This window comes from Cellulomonas wangleii, from assembly GCF_018388445.1.
Taxonomy (GTDB): Bacteria; Actinomycetota; Actinomycetes; order Actinomycetales; family Cellulomonadaceae; genus Cellulomonas; species Cellulomonas wangleii.
Genome location: NZ_CP074405.1, coordinates 3,966,253 through 3,990,709 on the forward strand (window position 1 = coordinate 3,966,253; position 24,457 = coordinate 3,990,709).

Consider the following 24,457-nt stretch of genomic DNA (forward strand, 5'->3'; position numbering starts at 1 on the left):
GCCCGCGGCGACCGCCACGTCCGGCGGCGGACCCACGGGCGCCGGAGGGGCGTCGGTCAGTCGGCCCCCGGTCGCTCGGCCCGCCCCGGACCCCCCTCCACGTCAAGCGCTTGGCGCCGGACCCGGCGCCGCTCGCTCACGGTGACCGTCACGACGGAGACGAGCACGACCGCCAGGGCCGCGACCCACAGCCGGCCGTCGTCGGACCCCGTCACCCGCAGCACGACGCAGGCGACGACCCCGGCCATGCCGGCCCCGAGGGCCACCTTCCCGAGGGGCGTCATGTCCGACGGTGCGCGGCCGGGCTCCCAGGACCCGTCCTCCCGCTGCCCGCTGCGCAGCAGCAGGTCCCGGGTCGTGGCACCGCGGAGGTACCAGGAGATCCCCAGCACGGGCAGGCCGACGAGCAGGCCGAGCAGCACGTCAGGCACGGGATCCCCCTGGTGGACCTGGTTGTCGGTCCAGGGTGGCACCGGGGGCGCCGCGACGCGCGGCGGCGCCGACACCCTGCGCGAGCCCGGCCTGGTCGAGGCGCGGCAGGACGCCTCGCTACTGTGCCCCGATGCCGTCCCGACGCGCACTCCTGCCCCGGTCGACGCCCGCCGCGACCGGGGTCGACTCCCGCGCCGTCGCGGCGATGTTCGACGACCTCGAGGCGCGCGACGTCGAGTGCCACTCCCTCATGGTGGTGCGCCACGGCCACGTCGTCGCCGAGGGGTGGTGGGCGCCCTACTCCGCGGACCGGCCGCACCTGCTCTACTCGGCCACCAAGTCCTTCACGTCGGTCGCGGTCGGGCTCGCGGTCGCCGACGGCCTGCTTGCGCTGGACGACCGGGTGGTGGACGTCCTGCCCGACCACGTGCCGCACGACGTCCCCGACCAGGGCCGCCGCCTGACGGTGCACCACCTGCTCTCGATGACGACCGGGCACGCCACGGACACCCTCGAGGACGCGTGGGGCCTGGAGCCCGGCGACCTGGTGAAGGGGTTCCTGCGCGTGCCGTTCGCCGCGCCCGAGGGGACGCGCCACGTCTACGACAACGCCACGACGTTCGTCCTCGCGCGGATGGTCGAGCGCGTGACCGGGCGCGGCCTGCCCGAGCTGCTCGACGAGCGCCTGTTCCGCCCGATGGGCATCGAGCACGCCGAGTGGGACCGCGTCGGCAGCGGGGCCGCCTTCGGGTTCCACGGTCTGCACCTGACCACCGAGGCGCTCGCCGCGTTCGGCGAGCTGCTGCTGCGCGGCGGCCGGTGGGGTGACCAGCAGCTCGTCCCCCGGGAGTGGGTGGAGCTGGCCACGCGGCAGCACGTCCCGACCGCGCACGTCGAGGGGTCGGTGGAGGGCGCCGACGCCTGGTGCGGGTACGGCTACCAGTTCTGGATGTCCCGTCACGGGTACCGGGCGCACGGGGCGTACGGCCAGCGGTGCGTCGTCGTCCCGTCGCACGACCTCGTCGTGGCCGTGACCGGGGCCACCGAGCCGCAGGACGTGCTGGACGCGATCTGGGAGCACCTGCTGCCCGGCCTGGACGGTCCGACGAGCGCGCGCGACGACGAGGCGCTCGCCGACCGGATGCGGCGGCTGTCGCTGCCGACGGTGCCGGGGTCGGCGCCCGCGGGGCGCGCGGTGACGGCCCGCGTCGTCGCGCCGGACGCCGACTCCCCGCTGGCCGACGGGACCTCCGTGGTCGTCCACCCGACCGGCGACGGCTGGGTCGTGCGGCTCGGACCCTCGATCGAGGTCGCGGTCGGGCACGCCGCGTGGCGGGAGAGCACGCCGCTCGGCCGGCCCGTCGTCGCGTCGGGAGCCTGGCAGGGCGACACCTTCGTCGCCGACCTGGTCGTCGTCACCACCCCGCACCGGGTCCGCCTGGTCGTCGACGCGGGCTCCGGCACCGCCGTCGCGACGTGGAGCACCCCACCCCTGACGACACCGGACCTGGCGCTGCACCTGCGCTCGCCGCTCATGACCCGTCCCCGTCACGCGTAGCCGGCCCGCCCCGGGTGGGCCGGGTTCCCGAGTGCCGCCGGTCCGTCTCGTCCGTACCTATTGTGTTACGTACCCATACGGGTACGCTCGTCCTGTGGATGCCGTCCTGCACGCACTCGCCGACCCGAGCCGACGCACCGTGCTCGAGATCCTGCGCGACCACGACGCCACCGCGGGCGAGCTCGCCGAGGCGCTGCCCATCGCCCGGCCCGGCGTGTCACGTCACCTGCGGGTGCTGCGGGACGCCGGGCTGGTCGAGGCACGGCAGGAGGCGCAGCGCCGGATCTACCGGCTGCGGCCGGAGGCGTTGATCGAGGTCGACGACTGGCTCGACGACTACCGCGCGCTGTGGACCAACCGGCTCGACGCGCTGCACACCGAGATCCGCCGAGGGAAGGCCAGGACATGACCAGGACCGCGATCATGCGCGCGATCGACGCCACGACCGGGGCGATCCGCGTCGAGGACGTCTACGACACCGACATCGACGACCTGTGGCAGGCGTGCACGGTGCCCGAGCGGCTCGCCCGGTGGATGGCGCAGGTCTCCGGCAACCTGCAGCCCGGCGGCGTCCTCCGGGTGACGTTCACCAGCTCCTGGGCCGGCATGGCACGCGTCGAGCTCTGCGACGCGCCCCACCACCTGCTCCTGAGCACCTCCTCCCCCGACGGCGGCGCCGACGGCCGGCTCGAGGCGTGGCTGACCGCCGAGGGCGACCGCACGCGCCTCGTCGTCGAGGAGCGCGGGCTGCCGCTGGGGAACCTGCACGCCCACGGCGCCGGCTGGCAGACCCACCTCGAGGACCTCGGACGCGCACTCGCCCTCGACGCGTCAGCCCACCCCGAGGGGTGGTCCGCCACCCGGCCCGCGCCCCGGTGGGAACGCCGGTGGGCGGAGCTGGCGCCGACGTACCAGGCCATGGGCGTGTCATGACGTCCGACGCGATCCGCCTGAGCGCCGTCACGCTGAACGCCCCCGACGCCCTCGCGCTGGCCCGCTTCTACGCGGAGATCACCGGAGGCCGGGTCCAGGGCCGGGCCGAGTGGGCCCGGGTCTCGGGCCCCGGCGGGGACATCGAGTTCCAGCAGGTCGCGGACCTGCGCCCACCCACCTGGCCCGAGGGCGACACCCCGATGCACATCCACCTGGACTTCCACGTCGAGGACCTCGCCGCCACCGAGGCCCGGGTGCTCGCGGCCGGCGCGACCCGCTTCGACACCCAGCCCAACGCCGACCACTGCCTGGTCTACGCCGACCCGGCGGGGCACCCGTTCTGCCTGTCGCTGTGGGACTGGCCGCAGATCGTCGAGCGCCTGGGGGTGCAGGCAGACGCCCCGCACCCCTCGGCGTGATCCCTCCGCGCCCCATTCCTCCCCGTGCGCGCCTCCCGCGGTCTAGGGTGGCGAGCGCTCGTCCGGCCGCACCCGGCACCGGCGTCGGCGTCACCGGACAGCGTCGTGGCACTCCCGGTCCGGTCACGGGTCGGAGTCGTCGCCACCACGAGCCCTCGGAGGACCGATGACGCCGCGCACGAGCACCACGGGCTCCCCACGTCGCACCGCTGCGATCGGGGTCGTCGCGTTCACCGTCACGGTCGCGACGGCCGGGGTCGCCTACGCGGTCGCGAGCATCGCCCGACCGGCCGCGGACGTGGCGGCCGATGACGCCGCACCGCTCGCGCCGGCGGTCGACGCAGACCTGGAGGTGAAGGTCCCGGCGGCCCCTGTCCTCGAGGACTACTTCCCGGGGGCCGAGGAGTACACCCAGGAGCGGTCCGACGCGTTCTGGGGCGCGGGGTACCACATGGAGGACGCGGGCGCCCTCGCCGAGCTGTGGAACGTCAGCCTGATGGAGGCGAAGGGCCGGGCCGGGCAGCTGCTGCTCGACGGGGAGCCTGTCCCGATCGCGCCCGGCTCGTCCCTCGACATGACGGACCCCGCGACCATCGCGATGCTGGAGTCGATGGCCTACTGGGACGCGGGCTACACGCACGAGGACGGCGTGACCCTCGGTGCACTGTGGGGTGTGGACGCCTACGAGGCCAAGGCCATGGCCGGCAAGATGCTCCACGCCGGGCACCAGCTCCCGATCACCCCGAGCGGCACCCCGTCCTCCTGAGCCCACCGGGCCGCACCTAATCGATTCCGCGACGACGCGACCCTCGGACCCGCAGGCCGGCCGACCTACCGTGACGGAAGCGCTCCTGCACCGTGCCCCAGCGTCGGGGCCGCGCGGCCGGGCGCCGCCCGCACATCGCCGGCCCCCACCCCGAGGACTGCCATGCCACCGATCACCCGCGAGCGCGCCCGACGCGGTGGCCGGCTCTCCGGTCTCGCGGCCACCGCCGCGCGCACCGTCGCCGTCGTCGCCGCCCTGACCGTCGTGGGCGGCACCGCGCCCGCGGCCGTGGCCGCCCCCGACCCGGGCACGCCGGTCAAGGTCAACCAGGTCGCGTACGTGCCCGGCGTCGCCAAGGTCGCGACGCTCGTGAGCGCGTCGACGGCGCCGGTCGCCTGGACGCTGCGGGACGCCGCAGGCCGCACGGTGGCCGAGGGGACGTCGACGGTCAAGGGTGCCGACGCCCTGTCCGGCGACCGCACGCACCTCATCGACTTCTCGTCGTACGACACCCCGGGCACGGGGTACGTCCTGTCCGCGGGCGGCTCGAGCAGCCTGCCGTTCGACATCTCCGCCGACCCCCTGAAGAAGCTGCGGTACGACGCGCTCGCGTTCTTCTACCACCAGCGCTCGGGCATCGCGATCGAGGCCCAGTACGTCGGCAGCACGTACGCGCGCGCGGCCGGCCACCTGGGTGTCGCACCCAACCAGGGCGACACCAGCGTGCCGTGCCGGCAGTCGTGCGGGTACAGCCTGGACGTGCGCGGCGGGTGGTACGACGCGGGTGACCAGGGCAAGTACGTCGTCAACGGCGGCATCGCGACGTGGCAGCTGCAGAACGCGTACGAGCGGACGCTGCACGTCGAGGGTGCGGACCGCGCGGCCCTCGGCGACGGCACCCTCGCGATCCCGGAGCGCTCCAACGGCGTGCCGGACGTCCTCGACGAGGCGCGGTGGGAGGTCGACTTCCTGCTGCGGATGCAGGTGCCGACCGGCCGCACCGACGCCGGCATGGTGCACCACAAGATGCACGACGAGAACTGGACGGGGATCCCGACGATCCCGTCGCAGGACGCCCAGCGGCGCATCCTCGCGCCGGTCAGCACGGCCGCGACCCTCAACATGGCGGCCGTCGCCGCCCAGGCCGCGCGCCTGTGGGAGCCGTACGACGCGACGTTCGCCGCGAAGGCGCTCAGCGCCGCACGCACCGCGTACGCGGCGGCGAAGGCGAACCCCAACCGGATCGCGTCGGCCACCGACGGCACCGGCGGCGGCGCCTACGGGGACACGTCCGTGACCGACGAGTTCTACTGGGCGGCCGCCGAGCTGTACGCGACGACGGGCGAGTCGAGCTACCGGTCCGACGTCACCGGCTCGTCGTTCTCCAAGGGTGCGAGCTTCGCGCAGCGCGGCTACGACTGGGGCTGGACGGGCGGCCTGGGTGACACGACGCTCGCCCTGGTGCCGACCGGCCTGCCCGCGGCGGACGTCGCCGCGACGCGCTCCGCGATCGTGTCGTTCGCGGACGCCGCGCTCTCGCGCCTGGCGAACCAGGCGTACCCGGCCCCGAACAACGCCGGGAGCGTCTACTACTGGGGCTCGAACGGTCAGGTCGCGAACAACGCGAACGCGCTCGCGCTGGCGTACGACTTCACGGGCCAGGCGAAGTACCGGACCGCCGTGTACGGCGCGCTCGACTACTTCCAGGGCCGCAACCCGCTCAACCAGTCGTACGTCGCGGGCTACGGCGAGAAGGCCGTGCGCAACGTGCACCACCGGTTCTGGGCGAACCAGAACGACGCGTCCCTGCCGATCGCCCCGCCCGGGTCGTTCTCCGGCGGCCCCAACAGCGAGCTGCAGGACCCGGTCGCCGCTGCCGAGCTCGCCGGCTGCGCCGCGCAGGAGTGCTTCGTCGACGACATCGAGGCGTATTCGGTCAACGAGGTGGCGATCAACTGGAACTCGGCGCTCGCGTGGCTCACCGCGTGGGCGGCCGAGCAGGCGGGTGAGGTGACGCCCGCCGACACCACCGCACCCAGCACCCCCGGCACCCCGGTCGCGAGCGCCGTCGCGGACACGTCGGTGACGCTGACGTGGGCCGCGTCGACCGACGCGGAGAGCGGGGTCGCGGGCTACGACGTGCTCGACGCCGCCGGGGCGGTCGTCGCGACGTCGACCACCACGAGCGCGACGGTCTCCGGGCTGACGGCCGACACGGCGTACACGTTCACGGTCCGCGCCCGCAACGGCGCCGGTCTGGCGTCGACGTCGGCACCCCTGACCGTCCGCACCACGGGCGGCGGGACCCCCGTGGACGCCCCGCCGTCGACGCCGGGCACGCCCGCCGCGTTCAACGTGACGGCGACCGGGATGACGCTCGTGTGGGCCGCGTCGACCGACGACGTCCGCGTCGCCGGGTACGACGTGCTCCAGGTCGAGGGTGCCGCACAGACGGTCGTCGCCACGTCGACCACCCCGTCCGTCACCATCGACGGGCTCGCGGCGGACGGCGTGTACACGTTCGTCGTGCGCGCCCGGGACTCCGCCGGTCAGCTCTCCGGTGTCTCCGCACCGGTCACGGTCGACACGTCGCCCCGCATCAGCCCGACGCCGACGCCGCCGCCGACCACTGCAGCCTGCACGGTCACCTACACGGCCAGCTCGTGGGGCTCGGGCTTCACGGCCGCGGTCACGGTGACCAACACGGGCTCGACCGCGTGGTCGTCGTGGCAGCTCGGCTTCACGTTCCCGGGCGACCAGAAGGTCACCCAGGGCTGGAGCGCGACGTGGAGCCAGACGGGGGTGACGGTCACCGCGACCAACGCCGCCTGGAACGGGTCGCTCGCCGCGGGCGGGTCGACGAGCATCGGGTTCAACGGCTCGTACAGCGGCACCAACGCCGCACCCACCGGGTTCACCGTCAACGGGGCAGCCTGCTCCTGAGTGGACGGCCCGGGGCGCTCCCCGGAGTCGACGGCGGCCGTCGGTCCACGTGACCGGCGGCCGTCGCCGTGCCGCGTCGAGGGTGTCTAGTGTCGGGACGTGGTCTCTCCCCAGGCACTGAGCGAGGCGGACCGGCGCACGGTCGCCGGGTGGGCGGCGGACTGCGCGGAGCGCGTCCTGCCGCTCTTCGAGGCGGAGGCGCCGGACGACGACCGCCCGCGCGACGCGATCGCACGCGCCCGGGCGTTCAGCCGCGGCGAGCTGCGCGCCGCCGACGAGATCCGCCGGCGCTTCGTCGCCGGCCGCGCCGCGAACGCCGTCAGCTCGCCCGCGGCCGTCGCCGCGGCCCGGGCGGCGGCGCAGGCCTCGGGGGTGGCCCACATGGGTGCGCATGCCCTGGGGGCCGCGGCCTACGCCGCGAAGGCTGCCGGCCTCGCGCTCCCGGATCACCCGGACGCGCTCGACGAGGAGGTCCGCGAACAGGTGCACCGCATGAGCGCGGACACCCGGGCGGCGCTGCGGCGTCTTCCCCTGCTCGGTGAGGACACGGCGGGACCGCTCGGGTCAGGGCTGCTGGCGTCCGGCGTCCTCGCGACCGTCATCCGCATGATCCAGGCGGACCTGGCCACGTCCTGACGTCGCGGACGTAGCGGCCCCGGAAGACCTCGAACCGTCGGGCGGGAGGGCTGCACCCGGGTCGTGTACAGGCGTCGGTGGGCCTGCGAGCATGCAGTGGTGTCCACCGGGACGGGGGCCCTCCGGCCGTCGCGCACGCGGCTCCGCCTGCTCGCGCTGCTGCTCTTCCTCGTCGCGCCCGTCTGCGCGGAGTACCTGACGGCCTACGACCCGGAGGTGACGGGTCAGCCTGCCGCGCTCATCGGTGGACTGGTCATCATCGGACCGTTGTACGGCGCGCCCGCCGTCCTGATCCGCGAGCTCGCGGCACGCACCGGGATGCACTGGACGGGCATCCTCGCGATGGCCGGGGCGTTCGGCGTCGTGCAGGCGGGCGTGGTCGATCAGTCGCTGTTCGCGCAGCACTACCCCGGCTACGCGTGGTGGGGGGAGGTGGCGGCGCGGACGTTGATCCCACCGCTCGGGGTCAGTGGTGCGTTCGCCCTGAACTTCCTGCTCGGGCACGTCATCTGGAGCATCAGCGCGCCGGTCGCGCTCGTCGAGGCGCTCGACCGTCGGCCCGGACGGCAGCCCTGGCTGGGCCGCGTCGGGCTGGTCGTCCTCGGAGTGCTGTGGGCGCTCGCGTCGGTGCTCGTCTGGTCCGACATCCGCGGCGCGGGCAGCGACCAGGCCTCGGCTGCACAGATCGCCGCCGCGCTCGCTCTCGCGGCCACGCTCGTGGCCGTCGCGTTCACGTTCGGTCGTCGCCGCCTGCCGGCTCCCACCGAGGGACGAGTGCCGCGGCCGGCAGCGGTGCTCGGCCTCGTCCTCGTCGCGGCTGCCGGCTACCAGGCCATCCCGTCGACGTGGCTCGGCGTGGCGCTCGGGGCCGCGATCGTGCTCGTCGCCGGACTCGTCGTGACGCGGTGGTCGCGGTCCGCGTCGTGGGGTCCGCGGCATGCTGCGGCCGTCGCGGGGGCGGCGGTCGTGGCGCGGGCGCTGGTCGGTTTCCAGTCGGTCGCGTCGACCGACCCACGGCCGTCAGGGGGCTACGCCCAGAACACCGTCCTGCTGGTGATGGCGTTGGCGTTGGTCGTTGCGGCGATGAGGGCCGAGCGTCCCACGGCCGTCCTGGACCCGACCCGGTACCGAGAACCGCACGACCCGGAGAACCAGTCGCCGAGTGAGAATGGCGGCCGTCGGTCCACGTGACCGGCGGCCTCCGTCGCGGGATGTGCCGGCTGACGTCCCCTCTGGTCGACGTCGGCCGAGTGCGGTTCACTTCCCATATGCCCCTTGTGATCCGGAGGGCGCTGGCCTCGGTCCTGCTGCTGTCCGCCGCTGCGATGTTCGTCGCCGCCGCGGCACAGCGGTGGTGGCCGGCCTGCGGGCCCGGGCTGTTCGACTCGGACACCTGCCTGCGACTCCAGGACCACGTGTTCGACTACCTCGTCGCCTACGAGCCGTGGACCCCGGTCGGCCAGGCCGCCCAGTACGCGGGGGTCGCGTTCCTGCTCCTGGCGGGGGCCGCCGCCGTGCTGCCGTTCCTCCTGGTCCGGCGCCCGCTCTGGCTCCAGGTCCCGGCGGCGGTGCTCGGCGCGGCGGTGTTCGCGGTCATCGGCGCCTACGCCTGGACCTCCGGCGAGGCCGGGCGGGCGCAGCCGGGGGACGCTGTGAACGCGGCGACGTTCGTGTGGGCACTCGTCCTGCCCGGCGGACTCGGCGTGTGGTCCCTGATCGATCTCGTGGACGAACCTTGGCCCGGCGAGCGTCACACGCGATGGAGGGGCGCCCTCACAGCCGCCCTCGTCGCGTCCACACCGCTGCCGCAGCTCTCCCTGGGGCCGATCACCGTCGGGTACAGCTCGCACGACACGAGCCCGTGGTCGGACGCGGCCCTGGCGGTACCGCTGGCGGTGGCCGCCGCCCTCGTCTGGAAGGCCACGCCGGGCGGCACGACACCGCCCCGCAGGACCGATGCCGACCTCCGGGTCGTCCCGAGCCCGTCGCGACCGGCCGGCTGAGCCCGTCAGCCCGTCGCTCAGGCCCCTCGCTCGGACCGCACGTGCTCGACGGCGAGGCGCACGATCTCGGGCGTGGGAGCGTCCAGCGGGACCTCGTCGAGCGGCACCCACGCGGCGAAGTCGGTCGTCCCCCCGACCTCGGTCGTCCCGAGCTCGCCGCCCACCACCCGGGCGCCGAACAGCACGCGCACGGACTTGAACGGACGTCGGCCGTCGTCGGCCGGTCGGGTGAACGAGTGGGTCGTCAACGGTGCGTCGAGCTCGACCTCGTAGCCCGTCTCCTCGCGCACCACCGCCTCCTCGACGGACTCGTGGAACTCGACTCCGCCGCCGGGCAGGGTCCAGCTCGGCGTGGACCCGTTGAACCAGGTGAGCAGGATGTGCTCGCCGTCGCTGACGACCGCGTAGGCCGCCAGGCGCGTGTCGTACTCGGTGAACTCCACGGTCTCCTCCGCCACGACGTCGTGCCGCCGCACCGGGCGGCTCGCGGAGACTACCGGCCGGGTCAGTCGCGCGGCAGCACGCCCAGGAGCGCGGAGGTGAGGGCCACCTCGAGCGCCTCGCGCAGGTCGAGGTGGAGCACGGCGAGGGCCGGGTCGGCGGCGTAGGCGGCGAGGACGCTCGCCGGCGGCGGGACGTACGACGACACGGCGCCCGCCATGACGAGGCACGTGAGGCTGAACAGGCGGGCGTCACCGATCTCGGGCAGGTGGCGCCGGACGATCCCGGCCATGGTGTCGAGCAGCGCGAGCGACGTGCGCTTGTGCCGTGTCACCACCTCCACCGAGACGTTGTGCTCGAGTACGCCGCCCTGGGCGCCGAAGAGGTCGCACAGCACGGGCCGTGCCGCCAGCGACGCGCTGATGACCTCGGCGAGCCGTCGCGCGCGGTCCTGCGGTGCCGCGTCGGCGTCGATGCCCGCGGCGAGCTCCTGCTCCAGGTCGCGCAGCCAGTCCGCCAGGAAGTCGTCCAGGAGCTCGAGCAGGACCGCCTCGCGGGAGTCGAAGTACCGCAGGACGTTGGACTTGGCCAGGCCCACGCGCCGGCTGAGCTCGTTCAGGCTCACGTCCGCCACGGGCATCTCGTCGAGCATCGCCGCGGCGGTCTCGAGGATCGCGCGGCGCCGGACCTGCCGCTGCTCCTCGCTTCGCGCACGCTGGAACGTCACGGTCCGAGCCTAGCTTGCGGACCACCGGTCTCTTGACTAGCAGACCAACGGTCCCTTACGTTCACCGTAAGAGACCGGCGGTACATTGAGGAGCCTCCCATGAACGAGCGCTGGACCGACGAGCACGTCCCCGACCAGAGCGGCCGCGTGGCCGTCGTGACCGGCGCCACCTCCGGCCTGGGCTACGAGACGGCCCGCGTGCTCGCGCAGCGCGGGGCGACGGTCGTCCTGGCCGTCCGGGACGTCGAGAAGGGCAAGCAGGCGGCCGCCCGCATGACGGGCGACGTCAGCGTCCAGGCGCTCGACCTCACGTCACTCGCCTCGGTCCGCTCGGCCGCGGCCGACCTGCGCGCCGCGCACCCGCGCCTCGACCTGCTGATCAACAACGCCGGCGTCATGTACACCCCGCGGCAGACCACCGCCGACGGCTTCGAGCTGCAGCTGGGCACCAACCACCTCGGGCACTTCGCGCTCACCGGCCTGCTGCTCGACCGGCTGCTGCCCACCCCCGGCTCGCGCGTCGTGACGGTCGCCAGCACCGCCCACCGCCTGCGCGCCGCCATCCACTTCGACGACCTGCAGTGGGAGCGGTCGTACAGCCGCGTCGGCGCCTACGGGCAGTCGAAGCTCGCCAACCTCATGTTCACGTACGCCCTGCAGCGCCGGCTCGCGCCGCACGGCACCACCGTGGCGGTCGCGGCCCACCCCGGGGTGTCCCGGACCGAGCTGCTGCGCAGCGCCCCCGTGGCGATGCGGCTGCTCGTCGACCGCATCGCCGGTCCCTTCCTCCAGGACGCCGCGACGGGCGCGCTGCCCACCCTGCGCGCCGCCACCGACCCGCACGTCGAAGGCGGCCAGTACTACGGCCCGGACGGGCGGCGGCAGATCAGCGGCCACCCGACGTTCGTCGCCTCCAGCCCGGAGTCCCACGACGAGGCGGTCCAGGAGCGCCTGTGGACGGTGTCGGAGGAGCTCACGGGGGTGACCTTCCCCCGGGCGTGAGGCTGTGGGCCGCAGGCCGCCGGGTTCGCCCCGCCGCCACGCCTCGGACGTCGGGATTGTCCCGCCGGACGTGTCGGGACATAGTGGGAGCGTGCCCACCCCGATCTACGTCGAGACGCACATCCGCGCGAGCCTCGACCGGGTGTGGGAGCTCACGCAGGACACGCAGCAGCACCCGCGGTGGGACGGGCGGTTCAGCCGCATCACCCCGGTCGAGGCCCTGGCGACCGGCGGCTACCGGTTCCGCTACGAGCTGCGCGTGCCCTTCCACACGCTCGCGGGGACGGGTACGAGCCTGGGCGAGCGGCACCGCCCCGACGGCACGCGCACGTCCGCGCTGCGGTTCACCACCCCGGACCGTCTCTCGCCGCTGGGCGACGGGCGGGGCTACTGGCGCTACGTCCCGACCGCCGACGGCGTGACCTTCGTGACCGGTTACGACTACGAGCCCGGGTGGGGCAGGGCGCTGGACCGCCTCGTCGTGCGACCGCTCGTCGGGTGGCTGACCGCCTGGAGCTTCGACCGGCTGCGCCTGTGGGCCGAGGACGGCGTCGAGCCCGAGCGCTGGCCGCTGTGGTCCGTGCTGGCGGTGTGGCGCCCGGACCGTCCGCGCGCGGGTCGCTGCCTGCGAGCGCCCCGCCGGGGGCCCACCGACCGGGTTGCGCCGAGCAGGACGGCGCCGACCGGCGCCCCCACCCCTCCGGGCCCGTCCGTCATGGACGACGCCCCCACGACGCTCGACCAGCTGGAGGCACCGTGACGTCCGTGTTCGCCCAGGCCCTCGGCGCGGACTTCGCGCGCCTGCACCCGATGCTGCAGCGGCGGTTCGGCGTCGGCCTCGACGCGGGGTACGCGTGCGTGGGCCGCGGCGTCATGCAGGAGATCCGGCGCGGGCCGTGGTGGACGCTGCCGTTCCTGCAGCTCGGGGCCGTGCGCAACATCCTGGTCCCCGACGTCGGGCACGACGTGCCGTTCACCATCTCCAACTTCCCGTACCGCGACCCCTTCGGCAGGGAGACCGTCACGTTCGTGCGGGAGTACCGCGTGCGCGGCCGCACCCGGCGGTTCGACGCCACGATGGTCCTGCACGAGGGCCGGGTCATCGACTACCTCGGGACGCACCAGCACCTCGCCGTCGACCTCGACCTGCGTGTCCTCGACGACGGGTCGCTGCACCTGACGACCCACGGGCAACGGTTCTACGAAGGGCCGGTCGGCTTCCGCTTCCCGATGCTGCTCAGCGGTGAGGCCCGCCTCCACGAGTGGTTCGACGACGACGAGCAGCAGTTCCACGTCGACCTCGAGGTCCGCAACCGGCTGCTGGGGTTCCTGTTCGGCTACCGCGGCACGTTCACGTGCGAGTTCCCCGACGCGGTCGACGCGCCCGGCGCCCTACGGCCGGTGCGGCACGAGGTCCGTACCTGACGACGTGCTCGACGGCGCGACGTCCGCCCGCAGACCCTGCCCTGCAGGTACGGTCACGGCGACGAGAGGAGCCGCACGTGGACGTGGACGGTGGTGCGGACAACGCCGAAGGCATGGTGGACGCGGACCGCGTCGTCGTCGACTGCGGGCTCTACGTCGACGGCCGGCGCGCACCGGGCCGCCTGCCGCTGGGGCGCGCCGGCGACGTGGCGCGCGAGAGCGGCGGCTTCGTCTGGCTGGGGCTCGAGGGGCCGACGGTCGCGGACGTCGCGGCGGTGGCGGGCGAGTTCGGGCTGCCGGCGCTCGCGGTCGAGGACGCGGTCAAGGCCCACCAGCGCCCGAAGCTCGAGGTGTACGGCGACGTGGTGTTCGTCGTGCTCAAGCCCGTGCGCTACGTCGATCATGACGAGGTCGTGGACGTCGGGGAGATCGCGCTGTTCCTCGGTCAGCACTTCGTCGTCACCGTGCGGCACGGGCAGGGTGACGTGCTGCGGCGCGTGCGCGAGGAGCTGGACCGCGGCGAGGGCCCCGCGGCCGGATTCGGGCCGGCCGGCGTGCTCTACCGGGCGGCGGACCTCGTCGTCGACGGCTACGAGTCGGCGCTGGGCGAGATCGACGTGGACGTGGACGACATCGAGGCGCGCGTGTTCGGGCCGGGGCAGGTCAACCACGCGGAGCGCATCTACAAGCTCAAGCAGGAGGCGGCGGAGGTGCGCCGGGCGGTGCTGCCGCTCGGCCGTCCGCTGCAGCGGCTCGTCGACGGCGACGTCCCCCACGTGCCGCCGACGTCCGCCCCCTACTTCCGCGACGTGCAGGACCACCTGCTGCGGGCCGCGGACGCGGTGGAGGCGGTCGAGCGCCAGCTCGGCGACGTGCTGCAGGCCAACACCGCCCGCGTGACGGTGGCGCAGAGCGAGGTCGCGCTGCGCCAGAACGGCGACATGCGCAAGATCTCCGCGTGGGCGGCCATCGCCCTGGTCCCCACGGCGATCGCCGGTGTGTACGGCATGAACTTCGAGTTCATCCCCGAGCTGCGGTGGCGGTACGGGTACTTCCTCGTGCTGGGGGTCATCGCTGCGGTGTGCGTCGGGCTCCACCGGTTGTTCCGCCGCAACGGCTGGCTCTGAGGGGTTCCGGGTGACGTCCTCGACGTCGAGACGGGGGCGTGAGGCCCCGAGCATGCTCCTGCGCAGCCGCCGCCGGATCGGCGGGAGATCGCCTGACTGACCGGCGGGGCCGGGGCCGATTCTCAAAGGGCCCTGAGTCTCGACGAGCACACTGGGTAGTGCAAAGTTCCACTACCTCCAGAGATCGACGTCACCGCCGACGTCGTCAGGCGCCGGCGCGACCGTCCGAACTCAGCTCGCGAGAAGGAGCCCGACGATGGCGCGGAAGATCATCTCGACCCTGGCGGCATCCGCCCTGCTGGCCCTGAGCCTGCTCGGCGCGGCACAGCCGGCGCAGGCCGCGGCTCCCGGCGGTGAGCTGCGCAACAAGGACACCGGACTGTGCGTCGACCGCCGGGAGCACCCCGAGCGTCCGGTGGCGGCGTTCACCACGAGGTGCAACGGCTCCGCCACCCAGCGCTGGGTCTACTCGGCGTCAGACCAGACGATCCGCACCCCGGACGGCAGGTGCCTGGCCACCGGCAGCACCTCCGGGATCTTCGTCACCGCCTGCGACAGCGGCCTGCTGGTGCGCTGGGGACAGACGAGCGACGGCCGCATCCACCAGCTCGACTGGGGGATCGGCTGCATCGAGGACTTCCGCACCACCACGCTCACCTGGGGTGCCTGCACCAACAGCCCCAACGAGGTCTGGTCGTCGCTGGCGACCGTCTGACCCCCTGGAGGTGGGAGCGTGCGGCACCGGTGATCTAGTCGTCGCGGACCAGACGCTCCCACCCCTCCGGCACGGCAACGGCCGCCCACCGCGGGTCGGGCAGCCACGCGTCCCAGTCGGCGTCGAACGGCCAGCCGCGTCCCGCGCGTGCTGCAGCAGCCGGGCGCCGACCCCGCGGACGTGCCGGGCCTGCAGGTCGGTGACGTACCCCTGGTCGACCATCCACGCGAGCTCGTCCTCGTCCTTGAGGCCCACTGCCCACGGGCCGCGGAGCGGGCTGCCTGCGGCGACCACGTCCAGAGCCCAGTCCTGCGTGTCGAAGCCGACCGGGGAGCGGCGCCACGGCGACTCGAGGTTGCCGTACCAGTGGGGCGTCCAGCGTTCGCCGTCGTGCCACCGCCACACGGACCACCGGTCACCGCGCCGGTGCACGCGCACGACCGTGTGCCCCTGCCAGACGCGCTCGTCGTACGTGCCGTCCCACGCCGCAGGCAGCACGGTCCGGCTGTTCGGCCCGGCACCGACGCCCGCGCGCACGCGCACCCCCGAGCCGGGTCGGGTCGACACGACCACGACGTCGTCGTCGTCGAGCACGACCGTGCCGGCGACGGCGAAGCCGACGGCGACCCCGTGCGGACGGCCCATGTCCCGCACGCTGCGCAGCACGACGGGTGCGCCGCGCTCGAACGGTGGCGGCTCGGGCACGGGCGGCAGCGGGACCTCGTCGTGGACCACCGGCCGACGGTACCGGGCGGGCGACCGCCCCGAGCGTGCCACGGGCCCTCCCCCGCGCCGTCGCACGGATCTGCGCGTCACGCCCGCACCCCGACGTGCCCGTCAGGGCAGCGGACCGGTGCGCGACGGCGTGCGCTCCTCGTCGAGGAGCCGGTACACCGACACGTGCGACGTGGACCCGGCGGTGAACGCGGCTCCGCTCCAGTCCGCGTGCCGGCTCTCCAGCCCGAACCCGGCGAGCTGACCCATGAGGTCGAGCTCCGCGGGCCACACGTACCGGTGAGGGCTGCGGAACAGCTGCGCGTCGCTGCCCTCACCGAACCGGACGTGGTGGGACACCAGACGCTGCTCGAGCACGTCGTACGTGTCGATACCCAGGTACCCGGGCTCCTCGTGCCACACCGTCGCCCCCACGCCGGGCGGGAGCACCCGCAGCTGCGGCACCCACAGCTCGATGACGAACCGCCCACCGGGTGCCAGGTGGCGTGCGGCGTTGCGGAAGCACTCGACCTGCTCGGCCTGCGTGAGCAGGTTGGAGATGGTGTTGAACACGAGGTAGACGAGCGAGAACCGGCCCGGCGCCCGGACCGTCGTCATGTCGCCCATCACCACCGGGATCGTCGCCTCGTCGACCTTCGTGCGGAGCACGTCGACCATCGGCTGCGACAGCTCGATGCCCGTCACGGGCACCCCTCGCCCGGCCAGCGGCACGGCGACCCGGCCGGTGCCGATCGCCAGCTCGAGCGCGGCACCGCCGTCCGCGAGCGCGACGAGCCTGTCGACCGTCGGCCCGAGCACGTCGGGCGCGAACATGCCGGTGCCGGGGGTGTCGTAGCGCTGTGCGGTGTCGGCGTCCCAGATCTGCTGCTCGTCTGCCACGCGTCGACCGTGGCACCGGTCGACGACGCACGTCCACGGGTTTGTCCGTACGGGTCGGCGGGCGGCTCTGGACGGGCGGCAGCGCACGCACGAGACTCGACGGACCGGACCGGTCCACGACGCAGGAGGGCGGACGACGTGGAGTACACCGCCTCGATCCGCAGCACGCCCGGCACCCACCAGGTCACCGTCACCGCCGGTGGACAGGGCCGGGCGCTCGACCTCCCCGCGCGCAGCAGCGCGCCGGGCTCGGCCGTCAGCGGCGGCGAGCTGCTCTTCCTGGCCCTCGCGACGTGCGCCACCAACGACGTCTACCGCGAGGCCGCCGCCCGGTCCCTGCCCGTGGTCGCGGTGGACGTCGAGGTTGTCGGGTGGTTCGACGCTCCCGGTGCGCGTGCGCGGGACGTGTCGTACCGCGTCTCGGTCGTCTCGCCGGCCCCCGAGGAGCAGGTGCGCGAGCTCGTCGCCCACGTCGACGCGATCGCCGAGGTGCACGGCACGCTGCGTACCGGCACCACGGTGAGCCTCGACGAGGTCCGGGTCAGCAGGCCGCCGGAACCGTCCTGACGCGGTCAGCTCCCCGGAGATCGACGACGACACGGCCGGTTCGACGGGCTGCCGGACGCCCGTTCGCCGGGGACCCCTGGGCGCTGCCGACCGAGGACGACGCAGCGGACCACGTGCAGTCCTCCGCGGAGCACCTGGTCGCGCCCCCGGATCACAACGCCACCACGCGATCCGGTCAGTAATCGAGAAGTGCCCGCACCCCGTCGTCCCTACGGTGGAAGCACCACGAACCGGACGAGGACGGGAGCGGGACGACATGACCACCACCGACGGCACGGCCGAGGGCTTCACCGCGCAGGAGCGCGCCGCCATCAAGGAGCGGGCGGCGGAGCTGAGGAAGGAGAAGACCCGCGGGCGCGGCAACAAGAAGGCCGCCGACGAGCTCGACGTCCTCGCCAAGATCCAGGACATGAGCGACGCGGACCGCCCCGTCGCCGAGCGCATCCACGCGATCGTCACGACGACGGCCCCCGACCTGGCACCCAAGCTCTGGTACGGGCAGCCGGCCTACGCGCGCAACGGCAAGGTCGTGTGCTTCTTCCGCAGCGGCGACGTCGACAAGGAGCGGTACTCGACGTTCGGGTTCACCACCGAGGCGGACCTCGACGACGACGCCGGTGCCTGGCCGACGTCGTTCGCGGTCAGCAGGCTCACGCCCGAGGCCGAGGCCACGCTCACGGCGCTGGTGGCGCGGGTCGCCGTCTGACCGGACCCGCCTGACACCCAGCGTCGCGTCATTGACCGGCGACACCTCCTCCTGCACAGTGAATCGGGTGAACCGGGCGCTCGCCGTTCTCACCGTGGTCGCCTACCTGACGCTGCCGCTCGGGTCCGCGAGCTCCGCGGAGCTCGCGCCCACGCTGCTGGTGGGTCTCGCGTACTCCGCGCTCGCGATCGTGGGATTCCGCTTCGTCGAGGGGCGTCCTGTCGGGTGGGCGGCCGGGTACGTCGGCGTGCAGCTGGTGCTCGGCTTCGCGGTCTTCTCCCTGTCCGGTGCCGCGGTGGGCGCCGTGCTGCTCCTGGTGGTCCTGGTCGCGCAGTCGGTCCTGCTGCTGCCGCTGCCGGCGGCGATCGGCGTGGCCGTCGTCGTCCCGCTCGTCCACCTCGGCATGCAGTGGCCGCGCGTGCTCGGCGAGGCCCTGAGCACCCTGGCGGTCAGCACGTTCACGGTGGTCGTGACCGAGCTGCTGGTGCGGGAGCAGCGGGCCAGGGTCGAGCTGGCGGCCGCGCACGAGCGGTTGCGCGGGTACGCCGCGCAGGCCGAGCAGCTGGCCACCACCCAGGAACGCAACCGCCTGGCGCGCGACATCCACGACGGTGTCGGCCACCACCTGACGGTCGTGCGCATGCTGCTCGAAGCGGCGCGCGCCGTCATCCCCACCGCAGACCCCGACCGCCTCGACGCCATGCTGGCGCAGGCGCAGGACCAGTCGGGGCGTGCCCTCGCCGAGGTCCGGCGGTCGGTGGCGGCGCTGCGCGAGCACCGTCCCGTCCTCGCGGACGCCTTGCGGACGCTCGCCGCCGAGGCGACGGAGGCCGGCGTCCTGACCGAGCTGGACGTCCGGGGCACGGCCCGTCCGCTGCGCGCCGACGTGGACGAGTCCCTCTTCCGCGCGGCCCAGGAGGGTCTGACGAACGTCAGGAAGCACGCGGCCGCCACGCGCACCGCGGTCGTGCTCGACTTCCGCGACGACGACCACGTCCGGCTCGAGGTGCGCGACGACGGACGGGGCCTCGCGGAGGAGCCGGCCGACGGTTTCGGGCTCGCTGGGCTCCGCGAGCGCATGGCCAACGTCGGGGGGCGCCTGTCCCTGGGCTCGACCCCGACCGACGGCGTCACGACCCTCGTCGTCGAGGTGCCCGGGTGACGATCCGCGTGCTGCTGGCCGACGACCAGGCCCTCTTCCGTGAGGCGCTCACGACCCTGCTGGAGGTGCAGCCGGGGATCCAGGTCGTCGGTGAGGCGGCGGACGGCGAGGAGGCCGTCCGCGCGAGCGCCGCGGCGCGACCCGACGTGGTCCTCATGGACCTGCGGATGCCGGTGCTCGACGGCATCGCCGCTACGGCCCGGCTGCGCACCGAGCAGCCCGACGTGCGGGTGATCGCGCTGACGACGTTCGACGACGACGAGGACGTCCTCGCCGCGCTGCGGGCCGGTGCGGTCGGCTACCTCCTCAAGGACGTGAGCGCGGCACGTCTCGTCGAGGCGCTCGTCGCAGCCGCTCGCGGGGAGACCGTGCTGCAGCCGTCGGTGGTGGCGCAGGTCGTCGCGCGGGTGGTGCGGATCCCCGCGGACGCGGAGCCGTCGACGCACCCGCTCTCCGAGCGGGAGGTCGCGCTGGTGCGGCTGCTGGCCGACGGGCGCAGCAACCGTGAGATCGCCGGCGCGCTGTACCTCGCCGAGGGGACCGTGAAGAACCTCGTCAGCAGCGTGCTGTCCAAGCTCGAGGTGCGCGACCGCACGCAGGCGGCCCTGCGGGCCCGGGACCTCGGCATCCTCTGACCGTCGCCGGTCGCCGGGGTCACTCCCGGAGGGTGACCCGCGGCATGACGATCGGCACCTGACGCGGCCGTGCGGTCGGCCGAGGCTGTCGTGTGTCCGCACGTCGGATCCACGAGGAGTCGAGATGAACCACGAAGAGCACGGCATCGCCCGCCACCCGGCGCGGCGGTTCACGCGGCACGCGGTGGAGATGGTGGCCGCGATGGTGGCGGGCATGGTCCTGCTGGAACCCGTCTGGTCGTTCGCCTGGCCGGGCCTGCGCGAGAGCACCACCGCGCAGACGCTGGTGATGGCGACGAACATGTCGATCGGCATGGCGGTGTGGATGCGGGTCCGGGGGCACGGGGCGGCCTCCGTCGCCGAGATGGCCGCCGCGATGTACCTGCCTCTCCTGCTGCTGCTGCCGTTCAGCCTGGCCGGGGCCGTGACCGCCATGCAGCTGATGACGGCCGGGCACGTGCTGATGCTGGCCGCGATGCTCGCCGTGATGCTGCGGCGCCGTCACGAGTACGGGTGGTGAGCCCGGTGCGCGCGTTCCTCAAGGTCGTCCTGCTCGTGCTCGCCGCGCTGGCGCTCCCGGTGGCGCTCGGCGCCCCGACGGTCGTCCACGCCGTCACCGGCCTCAACGCCCCGCGGACCGACGCCGTGTCCCCGACCCCGGCGCCGGTCGCGTACGACCCGACCAGACCGACCGTGGCCGTCGTGGTCGGGGACGCGGGCGCCGTCGCGTCCGACGTCCTGGCCCCGTACGAGATCCTCGCCGGCACGGGTGCGTTCAACGTCTACACCGTGGCGCCCGCGAGCCACCCGGTGCCCCTCACCGGCGGGCTCGACCTCGTCCCGGACCTCACGTTCGCCGGGCTCGAGAACCTCCTGGGTGGTCCGGCGGACCTCGTGGTCGTGCCCGCGATGCCCGACGTCGGCCGCCCTACGACGAAGCCCGTCACGGCATGGCTCACCACCCAGGCGGACGGGGGCTCGGTCATCCTCAGCGTCTGCAACGGAGCCGCCGTGGTCGCCTCGGCCGGACTGCTCGACGGCCACCGCGCCACGGCGCACTGGCTGCGCCTCGACGAGTGGGCCGGCACCTACCCCGGCGTCGACTGGGTCGCCGGGACCCGGTACGTGGACGACGGTGCGGTCATCAGCACGGCCGGCGTCCTGTCGGGGATCGACGGCACCCTGCACGTCGTGCAGCGGCTGGTGGGAGCGGACGCCGCGGTGCGGGCCGCACGGGCGATCGGCTGGCCGTACGAGGCGTCGAGCGGCCCGCCGCGGATGGCGCGGGCGCGGCTCGCACCGTCCGACGCCGTCGTCGCGTTCCGCACCGGCTTCGGCTGGGACCGTCCGCGCATCGGCGTCCAGCTCGCCGACGGGGTCGGCGAGGTCGAGGTCGCCTCGGTGTTCGACACGTACGCGCAGTCGCTGGCCGCGGACACGGTCGCCGTGGGCGACGGGCGGGTGACGTCGCGTCACGGGCTGACGTTCGTGCCGCGCACCGCGTCGGTGGCCGGGCTCGACCGGCTCGTCGTCCCGGGCACGACCGAGCACCGCACCGTCCCGGGGATCGACGCCGTGCACCCCCACGAGCGGCCCGGCTTCGCGTACGACGCCGTGCTGCAGGACCTGGCACGGACGACCGACGTGGCCACCGCACGGTGGACGGCGAAGGTCCTCGAGTACCCCGTCGACGGACTGTCGCTCGAGGGCCCGTCCTGGCCGTGGGCGCTGACGCTGCGAGCGCTCGCGCTCGGAATGCTCGGCGTGCTGCTCGCGCTCGGTGCGCTCGGGCTCGTGGGCCGCAGGACGCGTGCCACGCGCGGCGCACGGTGAAGTGGTGCGCAGCGTCGGACTCGTCCGCCCTCGAGCGCCCTGCGTCCGGTGGCCACGGGGGAGCTCACCGCGATGCGCGCAGCACTCGACGAGGCGTTGACGAACGCGCGCCTGTACACCGCCGAGCACGGCTGACGGGAGCCCCGCACGGCCGACGGCGGCCGACGCGCTGCTGGCGGGCCGTCCGGGCCGGTGCGATGCTCGGGTGACGGCGTGCGCGGCCCCGTCCGGGACGTGACGTCACCGCCCCGGGGGAGGCGCGCATGGCGCAGCGTCCGGGCGTGACCACTCCCCCGTCCCGGTCCGTCCCGGCGGCGCCACGGGCCTCCCCGACAGGCGGCCCGCACCAGGCCGGCACGGACCCGTCGCGGCGCCCCCGGCGACGTCCCCGACCGCCGCACCCGGCGGGGCTCGCGATGGGGACGCTCTTCGCCGTGGTCGCGATGACGCCGTCCCTGCTGCCGCGCGACTGGCTCTACCAGGGGCTCGTGTCGGGGATCTCCGGCGCGCTGGGGTACGGGGTCGGCGTAGCGCTCGCCCGGGTCCTGCGGCTCGTGCCCGCATGGCGCCGGCTCGTGGCCACGACGCGCGGACGGGTCCCGACGGCACTCGCGTCCCGGCAGCTGCCGGCCGTCGTCGCGCTCTGCGCCGCCGCCGTGGTCGCCATGCTCGTCGTGGGTGCCGGTTGGCAGAGGGCGATGACGGCGGCCGTCGGCATGCCGCCGCCCTCGACCCTCGACTGGCTGCGGGCCGGGCCGCTCCTCGTGCTCATCGCCGTCGTGCTCGTCCTGGCGGCGCGCGGGGTGTGGTGGGTGAGCCGCCGCGTCGACGCACTCCTGGAGCGGCGGCTGCACTGGCCCCACGCGGTGGCGTCCGTGGTGGCGACCGTGCTCGTCCTCGGCGGGGTCGTGCTCGTCAACGACGTGCTGCTGCACCGCGTGCTCGGCGCGGCGGACGCCGCGTTCGCCGCACGCAACGCCGATGACCACCCGGGTGTGGAACGCCCGTCGGCGGCCGAGCGCTCCGGCGCGGCGGGATCGCTCGTGGCCTGGGAGTCCCTCGGCCGCGAGGGGCGCCGCTTCGTCGCCGGTGGCCCGAGCACCGACGACCTGCAGACTGCCGTGCCGGACGCCGCACCGGCGACGCCCGTCCGCGTCTACGTCGGCATCGAGAACGCCGGCACCGCTGGTGAGCGCGCCGCGCTGGCGGTCGAGGAGCTCGAGCGCACCGGCGCGTTCGAGCGGCAGGTCCTGCTGCTGGTGACGACGACCGGGAGCGGGTGGGTCAACGAGGCCGCGGTCGCGCCGCTCGAGCTGATGTACGCCGGGGACACCGCGGCGGTCGCCACCCAGTACTCGTACCTGCCGAGCTGGCTGTCCTTCCTCGTCGACCGCTCCCGGGCCGGCCAGGAGTCGCGTGCCCTGACCGCGGCCGTCGAGGAGCACCTCGCCGGGATGCCCGCGGACGAGCGCCCGCTGCTGCTCGCCTACGGCGAGAGCCTCGGCTCGTACGGCAGCGAGACGGCGTACGCCTCCCTGGCGGACATCCGCGAGCGCACCGACGGGGTGCTGTGGGCGGGCCCCCCGGACGCGAACCCCGTCTGGCACGCCCTGGTCGAGCGGCGGGATCCCGGGACGCCCGCCGTGGCGCCCGTCTACGCGAGCGGCCTGTTCGTCCGCTTCGCCGGCGACGCCGCGCAGATCACCACGCCGACGACGCGGTGGGAGCCGCCGCGGGCGCTGTACCTGCAGCACGCCGACGACCCGGTCGTGTGGTGGAGCCCCGACGTGCTGCTGTCGGCCCCCGACCGACTGCGTGAGCAACCCGCCGGCACCGACCGCCCGGCGATGCGGTGGTTCCCGGTGGTGACGTTCTGGCAGCTGACGTTCGACCTGCTCAACGCGAAGTCGGTGCCCGACGGGTACGGGCACAACTACGACGGGCTGGTCCTCGACGGGTGGGTGGGCGTGGTGCCGCCCGACGGGTGGACGGTCACGGACACGGAGCGGGTGCGCGCGGTGCTCACGCGGTGAGGGGTGCCGGGGTCCGCCACGAGCCTCGTGCCTGGCCGCTGTGTCAGGCGCGGGTCGAGCGGATCGCGGTGCGCAGCACGACGACGCCGGTGACGACCCCCATGGCCACGACGGCGAGCACCGAGACGCCCAGGGACACCGTCGGGTCGACGAACGCGAGCACGAGCGCGAGCAGGCCGAGCACGACGACGACGGCCCCGGCGCGGCGCTGCCCGCGACGCGCGGCCATGAGCAGACGGTCGAGCGTCGGGCGCTCGTCGAGGAGCATCGCGCGCGACGCCGCGGCGTCCGGCACGGGCACCTTGGGCAGGGCGTTGCCGATCACGATCGCGACCAGCGCGAGGACCGCCGCCACGACCACACGACCCGTGCGCTCGTCGCCGCTCGCGAGGCTCAGGAAGAACACGTGCAGGGCGACGACGACGGGCGTGAGGATGGACAGTGCGGTGTCGACCGAGCGACGGTCCGTCTCTGCGGTGCGCCACAGCGGGATGGAGGCCGCCTTGGCGACGCGCGCGCGGGCACGCTGGGCGAGCAGCAGGACTCCGCCGATGCCGAGCAGCACCAGCGGCAGCAGCGCGACCAGCACGAGCTTCGGGACGTGGGCGTCGGCACCGTCCTGCCCGCCACCCTCGAGCGTCAGGACCCAGGGCAGCCGGCCCCAGACGTACGCCGACAGGCCCGCCATGGCCACCAGGCCCACCGCCGCGACGGTGACTCCTCGGGTCGGGAAGGTGCGGTCCGGGGCGCCGGCCGTGGTCGTCTCGTGATGCATGTGGT

Annotated in this window: 26 protein-coding genes and 1 pseudogene; 21 read left to right on the forward strand and 6 right to left on the reverse strand. The window is 74.3% G+C overall.

The annotated features are described in order from the left end of the window. Window positions 1-56: 56 nt before the first annotated feature. Window positions 57-431, reverse strand: a complete 375-nt coding sequence (locus KG103_RS18145) for a hypothetical protein (protein ID WP_207339966.1) — start codon at window positions 429-431, stop codon at window positions 57-59. Window positions 432-562: 131 nt separating this feature from the next. Here KG103_RS18145 and KG103_RS18150 point away from each other — a divergent pair, with 131 nt between their 5' ends. The 9 genes from KG103_RS18150 (at window position 563) to KG103_RS18190 (ending at window position 9,690) form a co-directional block, all read left to right on the forward strand. After that, window positions 563-1,990, forward strand: coding sequence for a serine hydrolase domain-containing protein (locus tag KG103_RS18150; protein ID WP_207339967.1), 1,428 nt, complete (start codon window positions 563-565; stop codon window positions 1,988-1,990). Between the two features lie 94 nt (window positions 1,991-2,084). After that, window positions 2,085-2,399, forward strand: coding sequence for an ArsR/SmtB family transcription factor (locus KG103_RS18155; RefSeq protein WP_207339968.1), 315 nt, complete (start codon window positions 2,085-2,087; stop codon window positions 2,397-2,399). After that, entirely contained in the window at window positions 2,396-2,923 is a 528-nt protein-coding gene (locus KG103_RS18160; protein WP_207339969.1) for an SRPBCC domain-containing protein, read from the forward strand. Before KG103_RS18155 ends, KG103_RS18160 begins: the two co-directional genes overlap by 4 nt. Next, the gene (locus tag KG103_RS18165) at window positions 2,920-3,342 is read left to right on the forward strand and encodes a VOC family protein (protein WP_207339970.1); all 423 of its coding nucleotides are present in this window, start codon (window positions 2,920-2,922) and stop codon (window positions 3,340-3,342) included. Before KG103_RS18160 ends, KG103_RS18165 begins: the two co-directional genes overlap by 4 nt. Before the next feature lie 166 nt (window positions 3,343-3,508). Beyond that, window positions 3,509-4,108, forward strand: coding sequence for a hypothetical protein (locus KG103_RS18170; RefSeq protein WP_207339971.1), 600 nt, complete (start codon window positions 3,509-3,511; stop codon window positions 4,106-4,108). Between the two features lie 162 nt (window positions 4,109-4,270). Further along, complete coding sequence (locus KG103_RS18175) at window positions 4,271-7,051, forward strand: glycoside hydrolase family 9 protein (protein ID WP_207339972.1); 2,781 nt, start codon at window positions 4,271-4,273, stop codon at window positions 7,049-7,051. Between the two features lie 99 nt (window positions 7,052-7,150). After that, window positions 7,151-7,687, forward strand: a complete 537-nt coding sequence (locus KG103_RS18180) for a putative immunity protein (protein ID WP_207339973.1) — start codon at window positions 7,151-7,153, stop codon at window positions 7,685-7,687. A gap of 99 nt (window positions 7,688-7,786) precedes the next feature. Beyond that, window positions 7,787-8,878, forward strand: a complete 1,092-nt coding sequence (locus KG103_RS18185) for a hypothetical protein (protein ID WP_207339974.1) — start codon at window positions 7,787-7,789, stop codon at window positions 8,876-8,878. Window positions 8,879-8,955: 77 nt separating this feature from the next. Continuing rightward, window positions 8,956-9,690 carry a hypothetical protein gene (locus KG103_RS18190; RefSeq protein ID WP_207339975.1) on the forward strand — a complete coding sequence of 245 codons (735 nt, stop codon included), beginning with the start codon at window positions 8,956-8,958 and terminating at the stop codon, window positions 9,688-9,690. Window positions 9,691-9,707: 17 nt separating this feature from the next. Here KG103_RS18190 and KG103_RS18195 read toward each other — a convergent pair whose 3' ends face one another. Further along, window positions 9,708-10,166: an NUDIX hydrolase gene (locus KG103_RS18195; protein WP_249670664.1), complete on the reverse strand. Its 459-nt coding sequence runs from the start codon at window positions 10,164-10,166 to the stop codon at window positions 9,708-9,710. A 29-nt stretch (window positions 10,167-10,195) separates the two neighbouring features. Next, the gene (locus tag KG103_RS18200; protein ID WP_207339976.1) at window positions 10,196-10,858 is read right to left on the reverse strand and encodes a TetR family transcriptional regulator; all 663 of its coding nucleotides are present in this window, start codon (window positions 10,856-10,858) and stop codon (window positions 10,196-10,198) included. 99 nt (window positions 10,859-10,957) lie between these two features. On the opposite strand from KG103_RS18200, the gene KG103_RS18205 reads away from it, so the two are divergent. From KG103_RS18205 to KG103_RS18985, 5 genes are all read left to right on the forward strand, one after another. Then, the gene (locus tag KG103_RS18205; protein ID WP_207339977.1) at window positions 10,958-11,860 is read left to right on the forward strand and encodes an SDR family NAD(P)-dependent oxidoreductase; all 903 of its coding nucleotides are present in this window, start codon (window positions 10,958-10,960) and stop codon (window positions 11,858-11,860) included. A gap of 91 nt (window positions 11,861-11,951) precedes the next feature. Beyond that, entirely contained in the window at window positions 11,952-12,620 is a 669-nt protein-coding gene (locus KG103_RS18210; RefSeq protein ID WP_249670665.1) for an SRPBCC family protein, read from the forward strand. Beyond that, window positions 12,617-13,285 carry a DUF4166 domain-containing protein gene (locus KG103_RS18215; RefSeq protein WP_249670666.1) on the forward strand — a complete coding sequence of 223 codons (669 nt, stop codon included), beginning with the start codon at window positions 12,617-12,619 and terminating at the stop codon, window positions 13,283-13,285. Before KG103_RS18210 ends, KG103_RS18215 begins: the two co-directional genes overlap by 4 nt. Window positions 13,286-13,362: 77 nt before the next feature. Continuing rightward, entirely contained in the window at window positions 13,363-14,412 is a 1,050-nt protein-coding gene (locus tag KG103_RS18220) for a magnesium and cobalt transport protein CorA (protein ID WP_213319955.1), read from the forward strand. A gap of 256 nt (window positions 14,413-14,668) precedes the next feature. Next, complete coding sequence (locus KG103_RS18985; protein ID WP_243656293.1) at window positions 14,669-15,127, forward strand: ricin-type beta-trefoil lectin domain protein; 459 nt, start codon at window positions 14,669-14,671, stop codon at window positions 15,125-15,127. A 240-nt stretch (window positions 15,128-15,367) separates the two neighbouring features. Here KG103_RS18985 and KG103_RS19200 read toward each other — a convergent pair. Both KG103_RS19200 and KG103_RS18230 read right to left on the reverse strand, forming a co-directional pair. Further along, window positions 15,368-15,772 (reverse strand): annotated as a pseudogene (locus KG103_RS19200) (DUF402 domain-containing protein); the annotation flags it as partial. A 192-nt stretch (window positions 15,773-15,964) separates the two neighbouring features. Next, complete coding sequence (locus tag KG103_RS18230; protein ID WP_207339979.1) at window positions 15,965-16,741, reverse strand: class I SAM-dependent methyltransferase; 777 nt, start codon at window positions 16,739-16,741, stop codon at window positions 15,965-15,967. A gap of 138 nt (window positions 16,742-16,879) precedes the next feature. Between KG103_RS18230 and KG103_RS18235 the strand changes: the two genes are divergently transcribed. The 7 genes from KG103_RS18235 to KG103_RS18265 all read left to right on the forward strand — a co-directional run bounded on the left by KG103_RS18235 (window position 16,880) and on the right by KG103_RS18265 (window position 23,677). Then, window positions 16,880-17,308 (forward strand): OsmC family protein, encoded by a 429-nt coding sequence (locus KG103_RS18235; protein WP_207339980.1) that lies wholly within the window; start codon window positions 16,880-16,882, stop codon window positions 17,306-17,308. Between the two features lie 256 nt (window positions 17,309-17,564). Continuing rightward, on the forward strand, window positions 17,565-18,014 hold the full coding sequence (locus tag KG103_RS18240) for a DUF1801 domain-containing protein (protein ID WP_207339981.1): 450 nt from the start codon (window positions 17,565-17,567) through the stop codon (window positions 18,012-18,014). A gap of 67 nt (window positions 18,015-18,081) precedes the next feature. Then, a complete protein-coding gene (locus tag KG103_RS18245) occupies window positions 18,082-19,176 on the forward strand; it encodes a sensor histidine kinase (protein WP_249670667.1) in 1,095 nt (364 codons plus the stop codon). After that, window positions 19,173-19,811: a response regulator gene (locus KG103_RS18250; protein WP_207339982.1), complete on the forward strand. Its 639-nt coding sequence runs from the start codon at window positions 19,173-19,175 to the stop codon at window positions 19,809-19,811. Before KG103_RS18245 ends, KG103_RS18250 begins: the two co-directional genes overlap by 4 nt. A gap of 124 nt (window positions 19,812-19,935) precedes the next feature. Further along, window positions 19,936-20,331 carry a hypothetical protein gene (locus KG103_RS18255; RefSeq protein ID WP_207339983.1) on the forward strand — a complete coding sequence of 132 codons (396 nt, stop codon included), beginning with the start codon at window positions 19,936-19,938 and terminating at the stop codon, window positions 20,329-20,331. After that, window positions 20,328-21,644 (forward strand): DJ-1/PfpI family protein, encoded by a 1,317-nt coding sequence (locus tag KG103_RS18260; RefSeq protein ID WP_207339984.1) that lies wholly within the window; start codon window positions 20,328-20,330, stop codon window positions 21,642-21,644. Before KG103_RS18255 ends, KG103_RS18260 begins: the two co-directional genes overlap by 4 nt. A gap of 416 nt (window positions 21,645-22,060) precedes the next feature. Then, the gene (locus KG103_RS18265) at window positions 22,061-23,677 is read left to right on the forward strand and encodes an alpha/beta hydrolase (protein ID WP_207339985.1); all 1,617 of its coding nucleotides are present in this window, start codon (window positions 22,061-22,063) and stop codon (window positions 23,675-23,677) included. Window positions 23,678-23,720: 43 nt separating this feature from the next. Here the strand turns inward: KG103_RS18265 and KG103_RS18270 are convergent, their stop codons facing one another. After that, on the reverse strand, window positions 23,721-24,452 hold the full coding sequence (locus tag KG103_RS18270; RefSeq protein WP_207339986.1) for a hypothetical protein: 732 nt from the start codon (window positions 24,450-24,452) through the stop codon (window positions 23,721-23,723). Between the last annotated feature and the right edge of the window lie 5 nt (window positions 24,453-24,457).